Genomic DNA, 21,229 nt, shown 5'->3' on the forward strand with positions numbered 1-21,229 from the left:
TCGGGCGATCCTTCAGATCAGACAATAAATGGCGGCGCAGGTTGCCAGACGCACGATCACGTTCATGGGCAGGCCGATCTTCATGAAATCCCCGAACCGATAATCGGCCGCCGCATAGACCATCATATTGGTCTGGTATCCAATGGGTGTAGCAAAGCTGGCCGATGCCGCAAACATAACCGCAATAGTCAGTGGCCGGGTGTCCACACCGCCCTGCCCCGCAATCCCGATGACGATCGGCGTCATGATGACCGCCACGGCGTTGTTGGTCACGGTTTCGGTGAGGACCAAAGTCGCTGCAAAGATTGCAATGATTAGGGTCAGCGGCGGGAGCGCGGACATCCAGAGCGAGACCGTATCGGCGATCAGCGCCACGCTGCCCGCTTTTTCAAGGCCCAGACCAAAGGCCGGCATGGCGAAGATCAGAACGATCACATTGCCGTCATCTTCGACCATGCCTCTTCTGCGTCCAGGCAACGCATAACCAGCACGATCGCCACGCCGATCAGCGCCAGCGCAAAAACCGGCATGATGTTGAGCGCTGCGCCCAAGATCACCAGCCCTGGTGTCAGCGCAGCGATGGGCGCGCGACGCCGCCGGTAGCGGCGAACCCCGCTGGTGTCCTCCGCGATGAAGTTGGCATTCTCGCGCAGTTCCGTCGTCGGCTGTTAATCGGCCGCGACCAACAGGCTATCTTACCCCCAATTTTACCCCGAGTCGCGCGCAACTTTGTGAAACGTCGTGCTACGATCTGAATAAACATCGGCCAATAAACCCTTCAAATTGAAGGGTTTATTGATACCATATATGCTTTATGAATTGAAGCGTTGGTGGGCCCGGCAGGACTTGAACCCGCAACCTATCCGTTATGAGCGGACAGCTCTAACCAGTTGAGCTACAGGCCCCACCTGCGTTTGCCGATAGGCAGCATCAGGCCGCTTGGCAAGCCCGTCCGTGCATAGGCACGGCAGCAATGAACTGATCCAGCGTGGCAGCGGTCACGCCCCGACGGGCCAGATGGGCCAGAACCCCATCCCACCAGGCATAAAAGGCTGTGCGGTCGCTTTCGTCGCGGACATAGGGCGTGTGGCCCGGCTCCAGCGTCGGCGAATGGAAGCTGAAATTGAGCACGGGCACGCCCTCCTCGATCAGCGCATCGATCGCGGCAATCGCGTCATGGAGCGGCACGCCTTCGGGCGTCAGCGGAATGCGGCTGAGCATCCGCGCCCGCGACAGAGCGCCAGCAAGCGGCCCCATCGCCTGGGCGGCGCGATACAGTCGCTCTCCTGCGCCCCGCAGCAGACCGGCAAAGGCGGTTGAGAGCGGCAGTTCGATCAGCGACCGGGTCGGCCCTGCCCAATAGGGCAATTGCGGCAAGCCGTGGAAATCCGGGCCATGCTGATGACTATAATCGAACCGGCTGCGCACCGAGCTGTCGAGGCGGAAGCCCGCCGCCTCCAGCAACCGCGCACTGTTGGGGCCGACACCATAGCGCCCGGCGCGATAGGCGATGGGCCGGCGACCAAAGCGCTGTTCGATACGCACGCACAGCGCCTCCAATTTGGCGCGCTCCACATCCTCCGGCAAAAAGCCGACATAGCTGTTGGCCGCATTCACCGCCTCGACATGCGGCGGATTGACCCAGGGGTGAAGATGCGCGCCGATGTCCGCCGCGCCATCGCTCGCCCATTGCCCCATCATCGCCACGGCGGCATCATCGTCGATCACCGGATAATCGGTGACATAGATCGGTTTCACCCCGGCGGCGGCAAAATAGGCCTGGCCGCGCGCCATGCCCGCCAACGCCGTCACGCCATGGCCGACACGGCTGAACGGCGCGTCCCAGTCAAACTCTTCCTCGGTATCGACAAAGAGCATGAAGCGGGTGCCGAACCCCGGATCGAGCCGGATCATGTCCTGCGCCAGCGGCGGCTGGAGCAAATTGCCATCATGGTGGGGAACTGTCATGCCCAATCTCTATCGCCCAATGGTTGCGATAGGGTTTCCCCGGTCCCTAGCCAATATCCGCCATGCCACCGGCCGCCGCGACGGCGGGGATAGTGAGCAGCAGGCGACCCGGCTCGATGACGAGGCCGCCGCCGCTGGTCGCCGCCAGCCCACGGATCAGGCGCAATGAAAAGCCAAGGCCCAGTAGCGGCCCATCGACCCAGTCGCCCGTGCCATCATAGCCCGGATCGAGCAGTTGCGTCTCCTCCATGCCGGCCAGCGTGGAGGGGCGATTGACGGCGAAAACCACCCGCCCCGCTCCGCCGTCAGGCTGGAACCAGCAGGCGCCGGCAACGGTCTCGGCCGGGGGCGCCACGGACAGCACGGTGCGCAACAAATGCTGCACCATCCGCTCGCCCTGCACCGGGTCGACCCGCACCTGCGGCAGACCGGGCGCGATGGCGATGTCGATATCCGGCGCGCCCTGGTCGCGGAAACGGGTGGCGACCTGCGTCACCAGCAGCGCGGGGTCGATCAATTGCGGCATGGTCGCGCCATCGCCGCGTGACACGCGCGCGGCCAGATCCAGATCGTCGAAGGCGGCAAGCAGATGCCGGGCATCGACCGCAATCTTGCCGGCCATGTCGCGATAGGCGACGCCGGCCGCACCGAACAACTCCTGCTCGATGATCTCGGCAAAGCCCAATATGGCGTTCAGCGGGGTGCGCAGTTCATGCACCAGTTGCCGCAGCGAATCCGCCGACAGCCCGGCGATCGCCATGGCGGCGGGCCGGGGTTCGCTCGCCACCTCATGCAGGAAAGGACGGCGCGCCTGCCCGCGATAGCCCTGGAACCGGCCCGAACGATTATCGAAAAAGGGCGTGGCCGACAGGCGCCATTCACCCGCCATCACGCCCCCGACGATGGTGAAGCGGCCATTCTGGAAAGCGCTGCGGCGCGCAAAGGCGCCCGCGACATGCGCATCGGGACCGCTATCCCCCTCCAGCGCGACGACGCCCAGATCCAGCCCGATCAGCGCCGCGCGCGGCCCCTGGTCGATCCACAGGATCACGCCTTCAGCATCCGTCTCGAACGCGAAGAGGCGCGGTGCGGGCGGGCCGTCGGCATCGGAATTGGCGGCTTCGGGCGGCTTGCGATTGCTGGTGAAGCGGGCGATCCGATCGACCAGGTTGCGGATCTGCCCTTCCTCGCCCGACTGCGCGCGCAACGGCGTGACGTTGGTTGCAGGAGAGGTTGCAGCAGGGGTTTCCACAGAGGCGGCCGCAGGCGCCGCCGGCTGATCGAACGGTGCCGGCCCCCTGGCCGCTTCAGGCTCCCGATCGGCCTGCATATCGGCGCTCAGGATCATGTCCTCGTCACCGACCATGTCCCGCCGCTCGGTGGACAGTACCAGATCGTGCGGACCGAAGGCTTCGAGCGCCTGCCGCGTCGCTGCGCCGATATCGCGCCGGCCACGCAGCACCCCGCGCGCCGTCGGCGTCAGATGCGACAGCAGATCGATCCAGGCACCATCAGGCAGTTGCGCACGCGCGGCCGCAGCCGCAGCGATGGACGGCCGATCATTGGCGAAGAAGGCGACCAGGCTGGGCGAACGCAGCCGTCCCCCCAGTTCCACCACCGTCGCGATTCGCTGCGTTTCGGTCAGGTGCGGCCTCAGGGCGGACAGGCGATCAAGCAAGGCGCCCCGCTCGGACACGTCCATCAGAGCGCGATCGGCCCGGTCGCGCTGCGCCAACAGATCAACGCATTGGCGCCACAACGTCACCGCGCCCAGCCCGCCGCGGTCGTCCGCTGCCAGAACTGTCTGCAAGAGATCGTTGAAACGCACGAAATTCCCCAAATTGGACGGGTTACAGGCCTGTGGTCGACCCTGTGTCGACGCGGCTCTCATCACCGATAGGCGTTCGGGGCAAAAAGGAAAAGGCCCCGATCCCACGAACGAAAGCGATCGTCGCATAGTGGGACAATTGCAATGCCCTGAAATATTATTATGATGGCTCGTACAAACAGGACAGGAAATAATCGAAATAATGGCCGGCCCCAATATCGACGACATCGACATGCAGATCCTGGGAGAATTGCAACAGGACGGCAGGATGACCAATGTGGAATTGGCGCGCAAGGTCGGCCTGACCGCGCCGCCCTGCCTGCGCCGCGTTCGCGCGCTGGAGGAAGCCGGGGCGATCAAATCCTATCATGCCGTCGTCGACCCGGCGATGCTGGGCTACACCATCACCGTCTTCGCCATGGTCAGCCTGAAAAGCCAGGCCGAAGCAGACCTGAAGGCGTTTCAGGACCATGTCGCGTCGCTGCCCGAAGTGCGCGAATGCCATATGCTGAACGGCGAGATCGACTTCATCCTGAAAGTCGTCGCGCCCGACCTGCAAAGCTTCCAGCAATTCCTGACGTCGAAGCTGACGCCGGCTCCCAATGTGGTCAGCGTCAAGACGTCGCTGACCATCCGCACGTCGAAGAACCTGCCCGGCGTCCCCCTGCCCGTCTGAACCGACGGGCAGGCAGGATCGCCGCCGTCATCACCCCGCCTTGCGGTCCTGATGTTCGGCCCACAGGGTCCAGAAGCCCGCAATCGCGGTCCAGTCGCCGGTCACCTGCGCCAGTGTCGCCTGCGCATTGGCCAGATCACCGGACCGCGCCAGCGCCACGCCCAGACGGGCGTTGGTGCGGCCGGCATCGACGCCGCCCTTGCCCAGCGCCAGCCGATATTGTTCGACCGCCTGTGGAAACTGGCTGAGCGAGAAATAGCTGTCCGCCACGGCCAGCGCATCCTTGCCATTGCCAGACGCCGCCGCTTTCTTGGCCTGCGCCGGCAGCGCCGCGATTTCCTTGACCGCCTTGGGCGTGACGCTCTTGAGCAACTGGCTGGTCACGCTTTGCGTCGGGGTCAGCTTGCCGGCGCTGCGGCCGGACTCGATGATCGCCTTGGCCTCCGCATAATAGCCGGACTTTTCCGCCGCCTGCGCGTAATTCTGATAGTCGCGTTCGCTCGCCATCGCGCCATTCGCCGCCTGCAAGCGGTACAGGTCGAGCTGCAATTGCGGCTCCAGTTCGGCCGCTGCCTGATAATTGACCAGCGCGGACCGCCATTGTTCCTTGCCGTCCTGCTGGTTCAGCCGCTCCCGATAAAGCTGACCCACTTCGGTCCAGTCGCCAGCCTGATAGGCCATGGAAATCGCTCGGTCGGTCCAGGCGAGCGGCACCGGCTGGCCGGCCGCCTTCTGCTGCGCGATCGCCGCCTGGACGAAGGGACGGGCTTCCTTGGGCTTGTTGCGGCGCAGGGCGATGTCGGCACGCAACATGGTCGCATCGACGCCGTCATAGCCCAGCGTCCTGGCATAATCGAGCTGGGCGGTCGCGTCCTGATAATTGCCGACCAAATAGGACAGATAGCCGGCGACATAGCGCAACCGGGGCGCCTCGCTGCGCGGCAATGCGGTGGTCTTGAACAGGTCGGTCAGTGCGATCCGCTGCGCCTGCACGTCACGACGCTGGACCGCCAGTTGGAACCGCAGTCCCGCCGCAATGTAGGATTCGAAATCATTGCTCGGCATCAGCGCGGAGATTCGCGTGCCGGCGGTCGTCGCGTCGCGCGCCTTCAGCGCTGCCTCGGCCGCCTGGACGCTGGCACGAAAGTCATCGGACATCGTAATCGGCGGACCGCTCACCACCAGCTTCTTTTTCGCGATGGCCGGGGTCGCGATCGTCATGGTCGCGAGCAGCAGCGCCGCCATCGGCAGGCGGGAAATCAGGATAGAATTACGCATGGCCGCCCCGGCCTCCCCCAAATCAATCATAGTAAAAAACAGGAAAGCGAAGGCGCCATGGCCGCACGCGACCATGGCGCCTTCGCTTTGAAAGATATCAGGCGCCCTTGGTGCTCAGATAGGCGAGCCAGAGGTTGGCGACCTGCTTGCGCGATCCGGCCTGCACCGCTTCGAACGAAGCCTTGGCACCGGCATTGTCGCCGCTCAGCGTCTTGGCGATGCCGATGCGCGTATTCACTTCGTCCGCGTCGACGCCGCCCTTCTGCTTGGCCAGTTCGAACATCGTCACGGCCTTGGCATAGTCGGCATAGCCCAGATAGGCGTCACCGGTCGCTGCGGCGATCTTGCCGTTCGCGCCCTTCTTCGCATCGGCTTCGGCCGAACCCAGCGAAGCCTTGTCACCCGCGATCTTCGACGTTGCCGCCTGATAGATGTCGCCGGCAGCGCTGGCATTCAGCACGCCCTTTGACCGGCCCTTGTCGATCACCGACTTCACTTCGCCATAGATGCCGGTCTTCGACGCCATTTCGGCATATTCGGTAAAGTCGGCCGCGATCACCAGACCATCCGACGCACCCAGGACGCGCAGCACGTCGAGATTTTCGCGGTTCGAAATGGTCGGATTGGCGCGCTGGAACAAGCGTACGAGCGTGCGCAAATTCTGGCCACTGGGTTCCGCCTGATAGGCCATGGTCGCCCATTCGGTCACTTCCGGGAGCTTGGCGGCCTCGGCGCGGCTGACGCCGATCTGATACCATTGTGCCGGCACCGGCTGACCCGCCGCCTTGGACGCGGCGGCCGCAGCCTTCAGCGCGGCCAGCCCCTTCTGGTTGAACCCACGCGCCGGTTCGACCGAACCGTTGCCGGTGCCTGCCTTGCCGAAATAGGCCTGCGCCAGCGTCGGCTGCACCGCCTCGGCCTTGTAACCCGCTGCCAGCGCCGCTTCGCCGCGCTGGATGGCGAGGTCGTAATTTTTCGCCTGCATCGCCTGATCGGCGGCGATGGCGTTGAACTGGCCGGCCTGTTCGGGCGGGGTCAGGCCGCTGTCCAGCATCTGGGTCAGCGCTTCGCTTTGCAGCGCGCTGTCCTTGGAAGCAATCGAAGCGTTCAGCTTGATCGCGCCGATCTGATATTTGTCGTCATTCGACGTCGCCTTGCTGTCCGCTTCGGCCAGTGCCGCCTTGGCGCCGGCAAAATCCTGCGCTTCGGCGGCCTTCTGCGCGACCTGAAGCGCCTTGATGACGTCGGGCGAAACGTTGAGCTTCGGTCCGGCCTTCTTCTCTTCCTTCTTCGCGGCAAAGGCGGGCGCCGAAACGGCGCCGCTCGTCATCGCCAAAGCCAGCGCGAGCGCCACCGGGGTAACAAAACGCATGATCCTCATCTCCTCTGCGCGCCTGTCGGAGGACGACAGGCGATATTTCGCGATTGAACGCCGATTAGGGGGCGGCGCGTGAACGGCCATTGAACAGCCTATATCGTCCGATTTTGCAACAGTTATGCGCCCCTTTCGTTCCGCCTGCGATCATATCCGTGCATCATGGCGTCCTGCATGCACATGCGGGCGCGACGGGTCATGCGCCCTACGGGCCAAGGGGTGACAGATTTGTTTCGCTCGGCTAGGGATCGGGCAACAGAGTCCATCCTGAAAAAGAGAATCGCATTGACCGACGAGACTGTCCTCGCCGACCCTTCGGACATCAGCCCCATCTCCATCGTGGACGAGATGAAGGCCAGCTATCTCGACTATGCCATGTCCGTCATCGTCGCCCGCGCCCTGCCGGACGTGCGCGACGGGTTGAAGCCGGTGCATCGTCGCATTCTCTTCTCAGCCCAGGAATCGGGCTTCGTCTACAACCGCCCCTATCGTAAATCCGCGCGTCTGGTCGGTGAAGTCATGGGTAAATATCATCCCCATGGCGACAGCTCGATCTACGACGCATTGGCCCGCATGACGCAGGACTGGTCGATGCGGGTGCCGTTGATCGACGGTCAGGGCAACTTCGGTTCAATGGACCCCGATCCGCCAGCCGCGATGCGCTACACCGAAGCGCGCCTGGCGAAGGTCGCGACGGCGCTGCTGGACGATCTCGACAAGGACACGGTCGATTTCACGCCGAACTATGACGCCTCCGAAAGCGAGCCGCAGGTGCTGCCCGCGCGCTTTCCCAACCTGCTGGTCAACGGCGCAGGCGGCATCGCGGTCGGTATGGCGACCAATATCCCGCCGCACAATCTGGGCGAAGTGCTGCGGGCGTGCTTGGCCTATATCGACAATCCCGGCATCACCACGGACGAACTGATCCAGATCGTCCCCGGCCCCGATTTCCCGACCGCGCCGCTGATCCTGGGCCAGTCGGGTGCGCGCAGCGCCTATCATACCGGGCGTGGCTCCATCATGATGCGCTCGCGCCATATAGTCGAAAGCGGACGCGGCGACCGGGAATCCATCGTCCTGACCGCCATCCCCTATCAGGTCGGCAAGAACGGCCTCGTTGAAAAGATCGCCGAAGCCGCCAAGGACAAGCGGATCGAAGGCATCAGCGACATTCGCGACGAATCCAGCCGCGAAGGTGTGCGCATCGTCATGGACCTCAAGCGCGACGCCACGCCGGAAGTCGTGCTGAACCAGTTGTGGCGCAACACCCCTGCCCAATCGAGCTTCCCCGCCAACATGCTGGCGATCCGCGGCGGCCGCCCCGAACTGCTGGGCCTGCGCGAGATTATCGAAGCCTTCGTCAAGTTCCGCGAAGAGGTCATCACCCGACGCACCAAGTTCGAACTCAACAAGGCGCGTGACCGGGCGCATATCTTGCTGGGCCTCGTCGTCGCGGTCAGCAATCTGGACGAGATGGTCAAGATCATCCGTGGGTCGTCCAGCCCGGCCGAAGCCCGCGAAAAGCTGTTGGCGCGCGAATGGCCGATCGGCGAGATCGCACCCTATCTGCGTCTGGTCGAAGCGATCGAAACGGACGTCCATGGCGACGTCTACAAGCTGTCGGACATTCAGGTTCGCGCGATCCTCGACCTGCGCCTGCATCGCCTCACCGCGCTGGGCCGTGACGAAATCGGCAAGGAACTGGCCGAACTGGCCGAAGCCATCGCCGAATATCTCGCCATCCTGGGCGACCGGGTGAAGCTCTACGCCGTGATGCGCGAAGAGCTGGAAGCGATCGAGAAGGAATTCGCGACCCCGCGCCTGTCCGAAATCACCGCTGCCGCCGACGGCATCGAGGACGAAGACCTGATCGAGCGTGAGGAGATGGTCGTCACCGTCACCGTGCAGGGCTATATCAAGCGTACCCCGCTCGAAAGCTTCCGGGCGCAGGCGCGCGGTGGCAAGGGTCGTTCGGGCATGGCGACCAAGGATGAGGACGCCGTCACCGAAATGTTCGTGACGTCGACCCATACGCCGGTGCTGTTCTTCTCCACCGCCGGCAAGGTCTATCGCATGAAGGTATGGCGCCTGCCCGAAGGCGGTCCTGCCACCCGTGGCCGTCCGATGGTCAACCTGCTGCCGCTGGGTCCGGGCGAAACCATCCGCACCGTGCTACCGCTGCCGGAGGACGAGGATAGCTGGAAGGATCTGCACGTCATGTTCGCGACTGCGAACGGCACCGTGCGCCGTAACAGCATGGACGCCTTCGCCAATGTGCCGTCCAACGGCAAACTCGCCATGCGTTTCGACGAAGGCAGCGATGACCGTCTGATCGGCGTGGCGTTGCTGACCGAAGAAGATGACGTTCTGCTCGCCACCCGCCAGGGCAAGGCGATCCGCTTCGCCGCGACCGATGTGCGCGAATTCCAGAGCCGCACCTCGACCGGCGTGCGCGGCATGACGCTAAAGGCCGATGACGAGGTGATCTCGCTGTCGATCCTCAAAGGCTTCGACGCCACCCCGGACGAACGCGAAGCCTATCTGCGCGCTGCCCCGTGGAAGGACAATGACGCCGAATCCACTCTGCCGGCGGAACGCGCCGCGCAATTTGCTGCGGCGGAACAGTTCATCCTGACCGTCTGCACCAATGGTTATGGCAAGCTGTCATCGGCCTATGACTATCGCCGCACCGGCCGTGGCGGTCAGGGCATCACCAATATCGACAATATCGCCCGCAACGGCAATGTCGTCGCCAGCTTCTCCGCCACGCAGGCCAACCAGTTGATGCTCGTCACCGATCAGGCGAAGCTGATCCGAATGGGCCTCGACAGCCTGCGCGTCATCAGCCGCAATTCGGCTGGCGTGCGCCTGTTCGATGTGGCCAAGAACGAGCATGTCGTCAGCGCCGCGAAGATCGAGGAAAGCGAAGAGGGCGAAACGCCGGATGTTCCGGAAGCCGGTTCGGAAACAGGCGAAGCGTGAGCGACCTCTTCGCCTACAAGGTGCTGACGGCGGATCAATATGACCAGTTCAAGGCCGACGGCGTGTTCAAGGGCGCACCGATCGACCTGACGGACGGCTATATCCATATGTCGACCCGCGATCAGGCGGCCGAAACGGTCGCCAAACATTTCGCGGGTCAGGATCGCCTCGTCATGCTGATGATCGACCTCGCGCCTTTTGGCGATGCGATCAAATGGGAAAAGTCGCGCGGCGGCGCGCTCTTCCCCCACCTTTATGGCGACCTGCCGATCAGCGCGGTCGCCGGTAAGGTCGTGCTGCGCATCGGTGATGACGGCGCGCATCTGTTCCCGGCGGGGTTTTGAAACCCGTTCTCGCGGCTGCGCTGTCCTACCGAGCCCGCTGCTGATATGTCATCCAAACGCTGGAGCATCGTGCGAAAAAGTGGGAACCGGTTTTTCGCTTAAAACGATGCGAAAACAAAAAACTAGAGCGCACGACCTGCATCGGATTTAACGCAGCGCGCTCTAGTATACGCTTTCCCTGGCACAGGCCGGGGAACGCACCATACATTAACGAAGGGAACGGGTAACGTAGGCGCGGGTGACATAAAATATCCTATTCCCGCATCGAAATTTCAGGATCAGCGGGAAATGTGCGAAGTTAAGCGTTGCGTACCATGTCCACCACCTTGCCACGCCTGACCCGATAGGCCCAGCCACCCCAACGGATACGACTGGAAAGGGCGGCCTGCCCCTGCACCGCCAGATGCGCCCATGTCACCACAAAGGGCGCAACCAAGTCCCAAAAGAGTGAGCGCCGGGCCTGCGCCATTTGCGCCGGTTCCAGCACAGCCGCGATGATCCGCCGCCGCACCAGCGCCCGACTCCAGGCGGCGCCATAGCCGATCGCAATCGCCGTCCAGCCGCCCCAGACCAAGGCCCACAGCCAGAACGCCGCCTGTACCGCGACCACGCCCGTCGCCAGCGCCCACATGCCGACGCTGTTGGTGACGATATGCCGATATTGCCGCACGCCAAAGCCCAGCAACTCCGCGATGCCGCCCTCCAGCGGACTGGCCACCAGCAGGTCCCGCACCGGCCGCAGCCGCAGCTTCGCACGCCAGCCGGCCAGCCCGATGCTCATATCATCGGACAGGCGCCCCGCCAGCGCCGCATCCAGATCCAGCCGGTCTGCAACCGCACGGGACAGCGCCATGGCGCCCCCCCATGGCATCGTCGCACTGGCAAATCGGGGCAGTGTCGCCAGTTGCATTTCCACCGCCCCCACCAGAGCCGCCATGCCTCCCTGCCCCGGCAGCAACAGCCGATAGCCGGTCGCGATATCCGCCTTGCCCCGCACCAGCGGAAAGAGCAGCCGACCGACCAATCGGGCGGGTGGCGCGATATCGGCGTCGATGAAGACCAGCCACAGGTCGTCCGGCCGCAACGCCCGCAGCGCTGCGCGCAGCTTATGGATTTTCTGCCCCTCATCCTGCGCCACGCCGGCCGCGACGACCTGTACCCAGTTGCCTTCCCGCGCCGCCAGCGCTTCGGCCGCCGAACATTGCCCCGATGTCGCGATCAGCAAACGGAAGGGCACGGTCTGCGCCTTCAACCGGGCGATCAGGTCCGCCCCGCCATCCCAATGGTCGCGAACGCTCAGGATCACCACCGTGCCCTCCGGCGCCTCGATCTTGCGGTCGGCCGGCAGGTTACGCCAGTAATTGACGACGCCCAGCACGGTCAGTGCCTGAAAGCCGATCCAAACCCAAAGCATCACCGTCGCCCGTGCCCCTTTACCGCTGCATGTGCTGCTGTATGACGCTTGGACGATGCTCTCCAACCCCTTTCTCTTCTCCCTGATGCGTCATTTGCCTGCGCCGGCCGCAAGCCGGCTGGGCGGATGGCTGTCCGCCAACGTCGCACGTCGCAGCATGAAGCTGCGCGACGCCCGCGCCCGCACCAACCTCGCCATCCTGCGACCCGACCTGTCGGAGGGCGAGCGGGAGGCGATATTGACCCGGCGCTGGGTCAATATCGGCCGAACCATGGCGGAATTGGCCAATATCGACCGGTTGGTGAACGAAGCCCATGTGACGGTGATCGACAAGCCTGCCTATCAGGCCGTGCTGGATGGCCCCGGCCCGATGGTCGCCTTCACCGCCCATCTCGGCAACTGGGACTTGCTGGCCGCCCATATCAAATGGTCGACCGACCGGCCCGGCCTTGGCGTCTATGAAGCGCCCGAAGACCCCAAGATCGCAGCCCAACTGAAAAAGGCCCGGTCCAGTTACATGGGCGAGGCGATCGGCGGCGAAGGCGCAGCGCGCGGCGTGCTCAAGCATCTGACGCAGAAGGACCGCGCGACCCTCTATATATTGGCGGATGAGCGGCGCGACCGGCAGGTCTGGTTCCCGACCTTCGGCCGACCGATCGAACCGTCGGGCAACCTGTCGATCGCATTGCGGCTCGCCCGCAAAGTCGGTGCCAAATTCCTGCCCTTCTATCTCGTCCGCACCAGCGGCCCGTATTTCGAACTACATTGGCACCCCCCGCTCGACCCCGCGACGATGAGCGAAGCGGAGATCGTCGCCGCGCTCGACCGCTTTCTCGGCGACGCCTGCGTCACTCACGCCGATCAATGGCTGGCTTTGCACGACATGGACCTCACCAAGCCGGGCCACCAGCCAGCCAGCGGCATGTGACTTCCCCGCGCTGACGGGTTAAAGGCTCGCCCATGTCCCGACTCGCGATCAAGATTTGCGGCCTGTCGACGCCGGAAACCGTCGGCGCCGCCATACAGGCGGAGGCGAGCCATCTTGGCTTCGTCCATTTCGCCAAAAGCCCGCGCCATGTCGCACCGGACCAGATCCGGGCGCTTGCCGCCGCCATCCCCGCTTATGTCCAGCGCGTCGCCGTCGTGGTCGATCCGACTGACGAGATGCTGGCCGAACTGGTCGCCACCGGTGCGCTCAGCGCCTTCCAGTTGCATGGCAAGGAAAGCCCGGAGCGTGTCGCCGCCATCCGCGCACGCTTCAACCTGCCGGTGTGGAAGGCGATTTCGGTCAAGGCCCGTGCCGACATCGATGCGGCCAATGCCTATGCAGGGGCCGCCGACCGGCTGCTGTTCGACGCCAAGACGCCCGATGGCGCAGCGCTGCCCGGCGGCATGGGGCTGCGCTTCGACTGGACGCTGCTGCGCGGCGCGGCCATCGCTGCGCCCTGGGGTCTGTCAGGCGGACTGGGCATCGACAATGTGGCCGAAGCCGTGCGCATCACCGGCGCGCCGATGGTCGACGTCTCGTCGGGCGTGGAAGACGCGCCGGGCATCAAGAGTGTGGACAAGATCATGGCCTTCTGCAAAGCGGTTCAGTCATGATGATACCGAACATCCCTGCCATGCGTATCGAAGGACGATGGCGCTGATCGCTTCCTGACCCGAACGCGAACGCCTCCTATTTGTCCCGGAAAGATTGTCATGACCGATACCTTCGCCCTGCCCAACAGCCTTCGCAGCCAGCCTGACGCAAACGGCCATTTCGGCGCCTTTGGTGGCCGCTATGTCGCCGAAACGCTGATGCCGCTGATCCTGGAACTGGAGAAGGTGTATAAGGAAGCGAAGGCCGATCCGGCCTTCGATGCCGAATATGCCGAACTGCTGCGCTCCTATGTCGGTCGCCCCAATCCGCTTTATTATGCCGCGCGCCTGACGGAAGCGCTGCGCGCCAAGGCTGCTCCCGGCAAGGGCGCCAAAATCTACCTGAAGCGCGAGGAACTGAACCACACAGGCGCGCACAAGATCAACAATTGCATCGGCCAGGCGCTGCTTGCCCGCCGCATGGGCAAGAAGAAGGTCATCGCCGAAACCGGCGCGGGCCAGCATGGCGTCGCCACCGCGACCGTCGCAGCCCTGTTCGGCATGGAATGCAAGATCTTCATGGGTGCCAAGGACGTCGAGCGGCAGAAGCCCAACGTCTTCCGCATGAAGCTGCTGGGCGCAGAGGTGATCCCGGTCCATTCGGGGTCGTCCACACTCAAGGATTCGATGAACGACGCCCTGCGTTACTGGGTGTCGAACGTGCATGACACTTTCTACATCATCGGCACCGCCGCCGGCCCGCATCCCTATCCCGAACTGGTCCGCGATTTCCAGTCGATCATCGGCAAGGAAACCCGCGCCCAGATGCTGGAAGCCGAAGGCCGCCTGCCCGACATGCTGATCGCGCCGGTCGGCGGCGGTTCCAACGCAATCGGCATGTTCCACCCCTTCCTGGATGACACGGAGGTCGCGATGATCGGCGTGGAAGCCGCCGGCGAAGGCCTGGACAAGAAACATGCCGCCTCGCTCGCCGGTGGCAAGTCCGGCATCCTGCACGGCAACCGCACCTATCTGTTGCAGGACGAGGACGGTCAGATCACCGAAGCGCACAGCATTTCCGCGGGCCTCGACTATCCCGGCATCGGCCCGGAACATAGCTGGCTGCACGAAATCGGCCGGGTGAAATATATGCCCATCAAGGATGACGAGGCGCTGGAAAGCTTCCAGACGCTCAGCAAGCTGGAGGGCATCATCCCTGCCCTCGAATCCGCCCATGCCGTCGCCGCAGCCGAACAGGTTGCGCCCACGCTGGACGCGGACAAGATCATCGTGGTCAATCTGTCGGGCCGGGGGGACAAGGATATCTTCACCGTCGCCGACGCGCTGGGAGTGGAGATGTGAGCGCTGACCAGAAAAGAGGGCTGCGCGCGGCAAGCCTAGGGTTCATTGTTGCCTTGTGCGTTGGATTGGGTCTCGACCTTATCATGGGTCGGTCAATCAACCTCATCATAAGCCTCATCTCGGCGGTCGCGTTGGCGCTGATATTGGGACTTAGTGAAACGCTGCGGGAACCTGCCAACAATGACTGACCGCCTCACCACCCGCTTCGCCGCCTGCAAGGCGCAGGGCCGTGCCGCCCTCATCACCTTCGTCACCGCTGGTGATCCCGACATCGCCGCCATGCCCGCCATTCTCGACGCGCTGGTCGCGGGCGGCGCGGATATCATCGAACTGGGCATGCCCTTCACCGATCCGATGGCCGATGGCCCGGCGATCGAGCTGGCGAACCTGCGCAGCCTCGGTTCCGGCACGAAGACGAAGGATATCTTCGCCCTCGCCGCCGATTTCCGCGCGCGCCATGCCGACACGCCGATCGTCCTGATGGGCTATGCCAATCCGATGCTGATCCGCGGAGCAGACTGGTTCGCCGATCAGTGCAAGGCAGCCGGTGTCGATGGCGTCATCTGCGTCGACATCCCGCCGGAGGAAGATGCGGAAATCGGCCCCGCCCTGCGCGCCGCCGGCGTCCACCTCGTTCGTCTCGCCACGCCGACCAGCGACGCGGCGCGCCTGCCGGCGGTGCTGAAAAGCGCCAGCGGCTTCCTCTATTATGTGTCTGTCGCCGGCGTCACCGGCAAACAGTCGGCAGCCCAGGCCTCGATCGACATCGCCGTCGGCAAGCTGAAGGCCGCCACCGACCTGCCGGTCGCGGTGGGCTTTGGCGTGCGCGGGCCGGAACAGGCCGCCGCTATCGGCCGGATCGCCGATGGCGTAGTCGTCGGCTCCGCCATCGTGGATATTATCGGGTCGCATGGCGATGCCGCCGCACCCTTCGTCCAGGACTTTGTCGCCACATTGCGCGACGCCCTTCATATTCGGGAGACCGCCGCATGAGCTGGATCAACCGCGTTCGTAACGCTTTGCCCTTCACCAGGAAGGAAACCACCGCCGAAACGCTGTGGCACAAATGCCCCTCTTGCAAGGAGATGATCTTCATCAAGGAGTGGGAGGAGAATCTCTCCGTCTGCCCGCGTTGCGATCATCATGGCCGTATCGGCCCGTCGGAACGGTTCGAGCAGATACTGGACGCCGGCTTCATCCTGCTGCCCACGCCGCATGTGCCCGAAGATCCGCTCAAGTTCCGCGACTCCAAGCGCTATCCCGACCGGATCAAGGCCGCCCGCGCATCGACCGGGGACCAAGATGCCCTCATCAACGCGCGCGGCGCGATCGACGATGTGCCTCTGGTCATGGGCGTGCAGAATTTCGCCTTCATGGGCGGCTCCATGGGGATGGGCGTAGGCGCAGCCTTCATCCAGGGCGTCAATGACGCGATCGCCCATAATTGCCCCTATGTCATCTTCACCGCCGCCGGGGGCGCGCGCATGCAGGAAGGCATCCTGTCCCTGATGCAGATGCCGCGTTCCACCGTGGCGATCCAGAAGCTGCATGCAGCGGGCCTGCCCTATATCGTCGTGTTGACGGATCCGACCACGGGCGGCGTCACGGCCAGCTACGCCATGCTAGGCGATATCCAGATTTCGGAGCCCAATGCCCTGATCGGTTTCGCTGGCCAGCGCGTGATCGAAAGCACGATCCGCGAAAAGCTGCCCGAGGGGTTCCAGCGCGCCGAATATCTGCTCGATCATGGCATGATCGACATGGTCGTGCATCGCAGCGAATTGCGCGATGCGCTGGCCCGCGTAATCGGCTATTTGACGCCGCGCGCAGCAGCCTGAATCTGACATAATCGCGCGATAGGGGGAGCAGCGCGCCATGGCCGACCACGCCGTTTCGGACGATCGCCAGGTTCAGGCGCAACTGGACCGCCTATGGTCGCTTTCCCCCGGCGCGGATGTGCTGGGACTGGAGCGGATAACCCAGTTGATGGAGCGATTGGGCAATCCGCACCGCTCCCTGCCCCCCGTCTTCCATGTCGCCGGCACCAACGGCAAGGGATCGACCTGCGCCTTTCTGCGCGCGGGACTGGAGGCGGACGGCAAGAGCGTTCATGTCTTCACCTCCCCTCATCTGGTGCGCTTCAATGAGCGTATCCGGATCGCAGGGCAGTTGATTTCGGACGAACAGCTTGCCCGCTATCTGGAACGGGTGCTCGATATCGCCGAAGGCGTGAACGCCAGCTTCTTTGAGGTCACGACCGCCGCCGCCTTTCTCGCCTTTGCCGAGCATGAAGCGGACGCCTGCATCATCGAAGTAGGCCTGGGCGGGCGGCTGGACGCTACCAACGTCATTACCGATCCCGTCGTGTGCGGCATCGCGCAACTGGGCATCGACCATCAGGCGTTCCTTGGCGACACGTTGGACAAGATCGCCGCGGAAAAGGCCGGCATCGCCAAGGCCGGCGCGCCACTGGTGACGCAGCGCTACGCCGAATCGCTCTTCCCCGTCATCATGGATGCAGTGGTCAAGGCGTCGACCCGCTGGATCGGGCAGGGCGACGGGTGGGACGCGGCCGTCTATCGCGACCGGATCCATTATCGCGATGATCTGGGTCGGCTGGAGACGCCCTTGCCGCGTCTGGCCGGCGCGCATCAGGTACAGAATGCCGCCCTCGCCTTTGCCATGCTGCGGCATCAGGATGCGGTGCCTTTGTCGGAAGCGGCACTCAAGGCCGCCCCGCTCTGGGCGCATTGGCCCGCTCGCCTGCAACGGCTGGAGCATGGCCCGCTCCTGCGATCGCTGTCGGACAAGGCAACCGTTTGGTTGGATGGCGGCCACAATGCCGGTGCTGGCGAGGCAATCGGCGCCTTCTTTACCGCCGAGCGGCTGGAGGGGCAGAAGTTGCACCTCGTAATCGGCATGCTGGCGAACAAGGAGTTGGACAGCTTTCTCGCGCCCTTCGCCGGCAAGATCGGCCATATTCATGCACTGCCGGTGCCGGGCCATGACCATCATCCGCCGGAGCGCTTTGCCGCGATCGCGGCAAAATGGGGTATCGGCTGCACTGCGCATGACGATGCGAGCCAGGCACTTGGCACCATCGCCACCAGATGCGCCGTAGCGGGCGAACATGCGCCAAAGCTGCTGATCGGCGGTTCGCTCTATCTGGCGGGTGAAATTTTGCGACTGAACGATCAATTGCCAGACTGATAAAACTTGCGACTGACTCGCAATAGCCCATTATGCCATCTCGAACTACGGCAGAAGGCGCGATTCTATGGCTTATGGAGAGACCTCCCCCCTCGACCTCCCCCGGCCCATTCCGGGTGGCTATGGCAATCGCCTGTTCCTGTTCGTGATGCGCCGGATGGCAACCGCCGGCGTCAATGACGCCCATGCCGCCAATGCGATGCTGGGTGCGTTCGGCCGCAGCTATCGTCGGCCGCTGGTGCTGATGCGCGCAATGATGCTGGAACTGGCGCGCGCGTCGAGCCGCAAGATATTGGTCGCCCCCTGCTGCTGCGCGCGCATGACAGCCGACGAAGCGCTGATGATGCAGGCGACCGGCGATGCGCTGCGCGATCCCAACGCCGCCTATGATCAGGTGAGCGCGTTGCTGGGCAATGACCATGCGCTGGGCGCACTGACCTGCCTGCAAGCGGTGGCGCAGGCCCATAGCGACCTTGGCCGGCCACTGGACCTGTACGCCGCCGGTTAGAGCAAAAACTTAGAGCAGCCGGTCCGATGTAATCGGATCGGTTGCTCTAGGCCTTCCGCAATTCGGCCAGTTGCTCGCCGGCCCAGCGATACATGTCGGCCTGGGCCGCGCGCTGGGTCCGGTCCATTCGGCTGGCGCGCCGCTCCACTTCCTCCAGGATCGACCGGGCGCGGTAGCGGTCGCCCTGTTGCAACAGGAAGGCCACATAGTGGCAGCGCGCTTCCTCACCCGCGATCCGCTCGATCACATCCTCGAATAGCAAGCGCGCCTCGGCCGCGCGGCCGAGATCGGCCAGTATCCGCGCCTTGAGCAGGGCACGCCGGTCCCGCTCGCTGCCCGGTACCAGGTCCGGCGCGCCATCGAGCAGACGTAGAGCCTCCGCGTTTTCGCCTCTTTCGAACAGGACGCCCGCCAGCTTGACCTGCGTGCCCCAGTCACCACCCGGCCCCATCGACAGCGCCTTGCGATAGGCGCTCTCCGCCTCCCCATAGCGATGGCGCACCGCCTGCGCATCGCCCAGCGCGATATAGTTTGCGGCGGTTTCGGCGAGGTCCAGACTGTGCTCAGCATCCCGCACCCCCCGTTCGGGATCGACCTTCCCCACCACCTGCGCTCGTGCGGTGCGGACATGGCGGTTGTTCCAATGCTGCGGCAACACTTCCAGCATCAGATAGGCAAAACAGCCCAGCAGCGAGAAGAGCATGATGAACAGCAGCCAGATCTGGTTTCGCCCCGACCGGATGACATGGACGGCGCAAAGTATCTGGACGCAAAGCGATGTGACGATGAAGATCATGGTGTGTCACGCACCTCCGTTGCAGCCGTGCCGACGCTGGCGTCGATCAGGCCAGCACGCATCATCAGCCAGAAAAGTATAATGCCAGGCACAGCCAGCGCAGTGGTCAGCAGGTAGAAATCGACATAACCGAATCGCTCAATCAGTCCCCCGGCCGTGGTGCCGGTCAGGAAGCGGCCCACGATGCTGGCTGCGGCGGAGATCAGCGCATATTGGGCGGCCGTGAAACGCAGGTCGCACAGGGCGGAGAAATAAGCGACCACGGTGACGCCACCGATACCGCTGGCGAAATTCTCGAAACCGATGGCGCCGGCCATGCCCCAGTTGCTCTTCCCCAGCGCGGCGAGTGCGGCGAAGCTGAAATTGGATACGCACATGAGGATCAGGCTGAGCAGCACCGAGCGCTTCATCCCCATGCGGGCGTAGAGGACACCGCCGATGAAAATGCCGATCAGATAGGCCCAGAAGCCTATGCCGACATCATAGATGGCGATCTCGTCATTGCTGTATCCCATATCATCGAACAGCAGGCGAAAGGTCAGATTGGCCAACGTGTCGCCAATCTTGTGCAGCAGGATAAACAGAAGGACCAGAAACGCGCCACGGCGGCGGAAAAACTCCACCAGCGGTCCGGCGATCGACTGCCAGACCTCGGCCGTGCCACGCCGCTCGACCGGATCGCGATACCGCTCCGGTTCACCCAGCAGCAGGCCGGTCAGCATCGCGGGCAACGCAAAAACGGCGCAGGCGAGATACGCGCCCTGCCAGCCGATGCGTGACGCCAGCACCAGCGCCAGCGCGCCCGCCGCGACCGATCCGATGCGCCAGCCATATTGCGACATGCCAGACCCGACGCCCAACTGCTCCGGCTTCAGCGTTTCGATGCGGTAGGCATCGATCACAATGTCGAAGGTCGCGCCGGCCGCGCCCACAAGGATGGCGGCATAGGCCGTCTGGATAAGGCCGGTCGAAGGATCTACGAACGCCAGATTTACCACTGCCGCCATGACGAGGATGCCGGCGACCAGCAGCCAGGAAACGCGCTGCCCCAACCGGCCGATCACCGGTAGCCGAACGCCATCCACCACCCAGGCCCATAGCCATTTGAGATTATAGACCAGGAAAGCCAGGGTGAAGGCGGTCACCGCTTTCTTGTCGATGCCATCCTGCGCCAGGCGCGTAGTCAACGTCGCACCGATCATCGCATAAGGAAAGCCGGACGACACGCCCAGAAAGAAGGCGGCGAGTGGCCCTTTCTGCGCATAGGGCCTGACGGCATCCAGCCAACTGCGGTTGCCCTGTATGGCGTCAGTCATAAATATGCGCGTCCCCCGGTAACGTCAGTCCGGGCGCCACCATATGGCCAGATCGCCGTCAGGCAAGCCCGCTGTGCGGCGATCAGCCCGGCAGTTCAAACAGGCTGAGGCCCGGCGGCAGTTTCGGCCGCCTTGCGCCGCGCAGCAACGCATCGACCACGCCGATCGCAGCGATCAGGTCGCGGGGAGCATAGGGTTTGGCAAGGCAGCCGATCGCCAGCGTGCGCGCCTCGACCGGGCAGTGGCCAGTGACGAACAGGACCGGCAGCCCGTGCCGGGCGGCATGGCGAGCAACGTCGATACCGCTCTTCTCGCCATGAATGGCAACGTCCGCGATGACGAGGTCGACGCCGCCTTCGTTCATGACCCGGACGGCATGGTCGTGATCGTCCACGGTGGCGGCAATCCGATAGCCGGCCTGTGCCAGAGCATGTTCATTGTCGAAGGCGACGAGTGGCTCATCCTCCACCACCAGCACGGTGCGGATCGCCTTGCGACGCTTCGTGACAGCGCCTCCCTCTTTCACCAGCCCGAAAAACATTTGCCGATCCGCCCTGATTCCGCCATGCACCCGATGAAACGCCGCGCCCC

20 protein-coding genes and 1 tRNA gene are annotated in these 21,229 nt (G+C 64.0%); 10 read left to right on the forward strand and 11 right to left on the reverse strand.

All coding sequences use genetic code 11. The features are described from left to right. Positions 1-12 precede the first annotated feature (12 nt). The 5 genes from ASE85_RS00330 to ASE85_RS00345 all read right to left on the reverse strand — a co-directional run bounded on the left by ASE85_RS00330 (position 13) and on the right by ASE85_RS00345 (position 3,796). Positions 13-456, reverse strand: coding sequence for an SLC13 family permease (locus tag ASE85_RS00330; RefSeq protein ID WP_056681806.1), 444 nt, complete (start codon positions 454-456; stop codon positions 13-15). Continuing rightward, a complete protein-coding gene (locus ASE85_RS24170; protein WP_268795110.1) occupies positions 432-557 on the reverse strand; it encodes a hypothetical protein in 126 nt (41 codons plus the stop codon). The genes ASE85_RS00330 and ASE85_RS24170 overlap by 25 nt, the downstream gene beginning before the upstream one ends. A gap of 271 nt (positions 558-828) precedes the next feature. Then, positions 829-905: transfer RNA gene (locus tag ASE85_RS00335), tRNA-Ile, on the reverse strand. A 25-nt stretch (positions 906-930) separates the two neighbouring features. Then, entirely contained in the window at positions 931-1,968 is a 1,038-nt protein-coding gene (locus tag ASE85_RS00340; protein WP_056681810.1) for a polysaccharide deacetylase family protein, read from the reverse strand. A 46-nt stretch (positions 1,969-2,014) separates the two neighbouring features. Beyond that, positions 2,015-3,796 (reverse strand): sensor histidine kinase, encoded by a 1,782-nt coding sequence (locus ASE85_RS00345; protein ID WP_056681813.1) that lies wholly within the window; start codon positions 3,794-3,796, stop codon positions 2,015-2,017. Between the two features lie 202 nt (positions 3,797-3,998). Here ASE85_RS00345 and ASE85_RS00350 point away from each other — a divergent pair, with 202 nt between their 5' ends. After that, positions 3,999-4,472, forward strand: a complete 474-nt coding sequence (locus ASE85_RS00350) for an Lrp/AsnC family transcriptional regulator (RefSeq protein WP_056681816.1) — start codon at positions 3,999-4,001, stop codon at positions 4,470-4,472. Between the two features lie 30 nt (positions 4,473-4,502). Here the strand turns inward: ASE85_RS00350 and ASE85_RS00355 are convergent, their stop codons facing one another. Next, positions 4,503-5,750 (reverse strand): hypothetical protein, encoded by a 1,248-nt coding sequence (locus ASE85_RS00355; RefSeq protein WP_056684109.1) that lies wholly within the window; start codon positions 5,748-5,750, stop codon positions 4,503-4,505. Positions 5,751-5,847: 97 nt separating this feature from the next. After that, positions 5,848-7,122: a hypothetical protein gene (locus tag ASE85_RS00360; RefSeq protein ID WP_056684113.1), complete on the reverse strand. Its 1,275-nt coding sequence runs from the start codon at positions 7,120-7,122 to the stop codon at positions 5,848-5,850. A gap of 288 nt (positions 7,123-7,410) precedes the next feature. On the opposite strand from ASE85_RS00360, the gene gyrA reads away from it, so the two are divergent. Continuing rightward, positions 7,411-10,107: a DNA gyrase subunit A gene (gene gyrA, locus ASE85_RS00365; RefSeq protein WP_056681818.1), complete on the forward strand. Its 2,697-nt coding sequence runs from the start codon at positions 7,411-7,413 to the stop codon at positions 10,105-10,107. Further along, positions 10,104-10,451 (forward strand): DUF952 domain-containing protein, encoded by a 348-nt coding sequence (locus ASE85_RS00370; protein WP_056681821.1) that lies wholly within the window; start codon positions 10,104-10,106, stop codon positions 10,449-10,451. Before gyrA ends, ASE85_RS00370 begins: the two co-directional genes overlap by 4 nt. Before the next feature lie 298 nt (positions 10,452-10,749). Here the strand turns inward: ASE85_RS00370 and ASE85_RS00375 are convergent, their stop codons facing one another. Further along, complete coding sequence (locus ASE85_RS00375; protein WP_056681824.1) at positions 10,750-11,865, reverse strand: glycosyltransferase; 1,116 nt, start codon at positions 11,863-11,865, stop codon at positions 10,750-10,752. A gap of 55 nt (positions 11,866-11,920) precedes the next feature. On the opposite strand from ASE85_RS00375, the gene ASE85_RS00380 reads away from it, so the two are divergent. From ASE85_RS00380 to ASE85_RS00415, 7 genes are all read left to right on the forward strand, one after another. Next, the gene (locus ASE85_RS00380; RefSeq protein WP_056684116.1) at positions 11,921-12,793 is read left to right on the forward strand and encodes a lysophospholipid acyltransferase family protein; all 873 of its coding nucleotides are present in this window, start codon (positions 11,921-11,923) and stop codon (positions 12,791-12,793) included. 32 nt (positions 12,794-12,825) lie between these two features. Further along, positions 12,826-13,467 (forward strand): phosphoribosylanthranilate isomerase, encoded by a 642-nt coding sequence (locus ASE85_RS00385; RefSeq protein WP_056681827.1) that lies wholly within the window; start codon positions 12,826-12,828, stop codon positions 13,465-13,467. A gap of 99 nt (positions 13,468-13,566) precedes the next feature. Beyond that, the gene (gene trpB, locus ASE85_RS00390) at positions 13,567-14,808 is read left to right on the forward strand and encodes a tryptophan synthase subunit beta (protein WP_056681830.1); all 1,242 of its coding nucleotides are present in this window, start codon (positions 13,567-13,569) and stop codon (positions 14,806-14,808) included. 180 nt (positions 14,809-14,988) lie between these two features. After that, positions 14,989-15,801, forward strand: coding sequence for a tryptophan synthase subunit alpha (gene trpA / locus ASE85_RS00400; protein ID WP_056681836.1), 813 nt, complete (start codon positions 14,989-14,991; stop codon positions 15,799-15,801). Further along, positions 15,798-16,646, forward strand: a complete 849-nt coding sequence (gene accD / locus ASE85_RS00405; protein WP_056681839.1) for an acetyl-CoA carboxylase, carboxyltransferase subunit beta — start codon at positions 15,798-15,800, stop codon at positions 16,644-16,646. The genes trpA and accD overlap by 4 nt, the downstream gene beginning before the upstream one ends. A gap of 37 nt (positions 16,647-16,683) precedes the next feature. Next, positions 16,684-18,018 (forward strand): bifunctional folylpolyglutamate synthase/dihydrofolate synthase, encoded by a 1,335-nt coding sequence (locus ASE85_RS00410; protein WP_056681841.1) that lies wholly within the window; start codon positions 16,684-16,686, stop codon positions 18,016-18,018. Positions 18,019-18,085: 67 nt separating this feature from the next. Further along, positions 18,086-18,526, forward strand: coding sequence for a DUF6628 family protein (locus ASE85_RS00415; protein WP_056681844.1), 441 nt, complete (start codon positions 18,086-18,088; stop codon positions 18,524-18,526). 46 nt (positions 18,527-18,572) lie between these two features. Here the strand turns inward: ASE85_RS00415 and ASE85_RS00420 are convergent, their stop codons facing one another. From ASE85_RS00420 to ASE85_RS00430, 3 genes are all read right to left on the reverse strand, one after another. Next, positions 18,573-19,322, reverse strand: a complete 750-nt coding sequence (locus ASE85_RS00420; protein WP_056681847.1) for a tetratricopeptide repeat protein — start codon at positions 19,320-19,322, stop codon at positions 18,573-18,575. Further along, entirely contained in the window at positions 19,319-20,638 is a 1,320-nt protein-coding gene (locus ASE85_RS00425; RefSeq protein WP_056681851.1) for an AmpG family muropeptide MFS transporter, read from the reverse strand. Before ASE85_RS00425 ends, ASE85_RS00420 begins: the two co-directional genes overlap by 4 nt. 82 nt (positions 20,639-20,720) lie before the next feature. After that, positions 20,721-21,179, reverse strand: coding sequence for a response regulator (locus ASE85_RS00430; RefSeq protein WP_056681854.1), 459 nt, complete (start codon positions 21,177-21,179; stop codon positions 20,721-20,723). Positions 21,180-21,229 lie beyond the last annotated feature (50 nt).

This window comes from Sphingobium sp. Leaf26, from assembly GCF_001421665.1.
GTDB lineage: Bacteria > Pseudomonadota > Alphaproteobacteria > Sphingomonadales > Sphingomonadaceae > Sphingobium.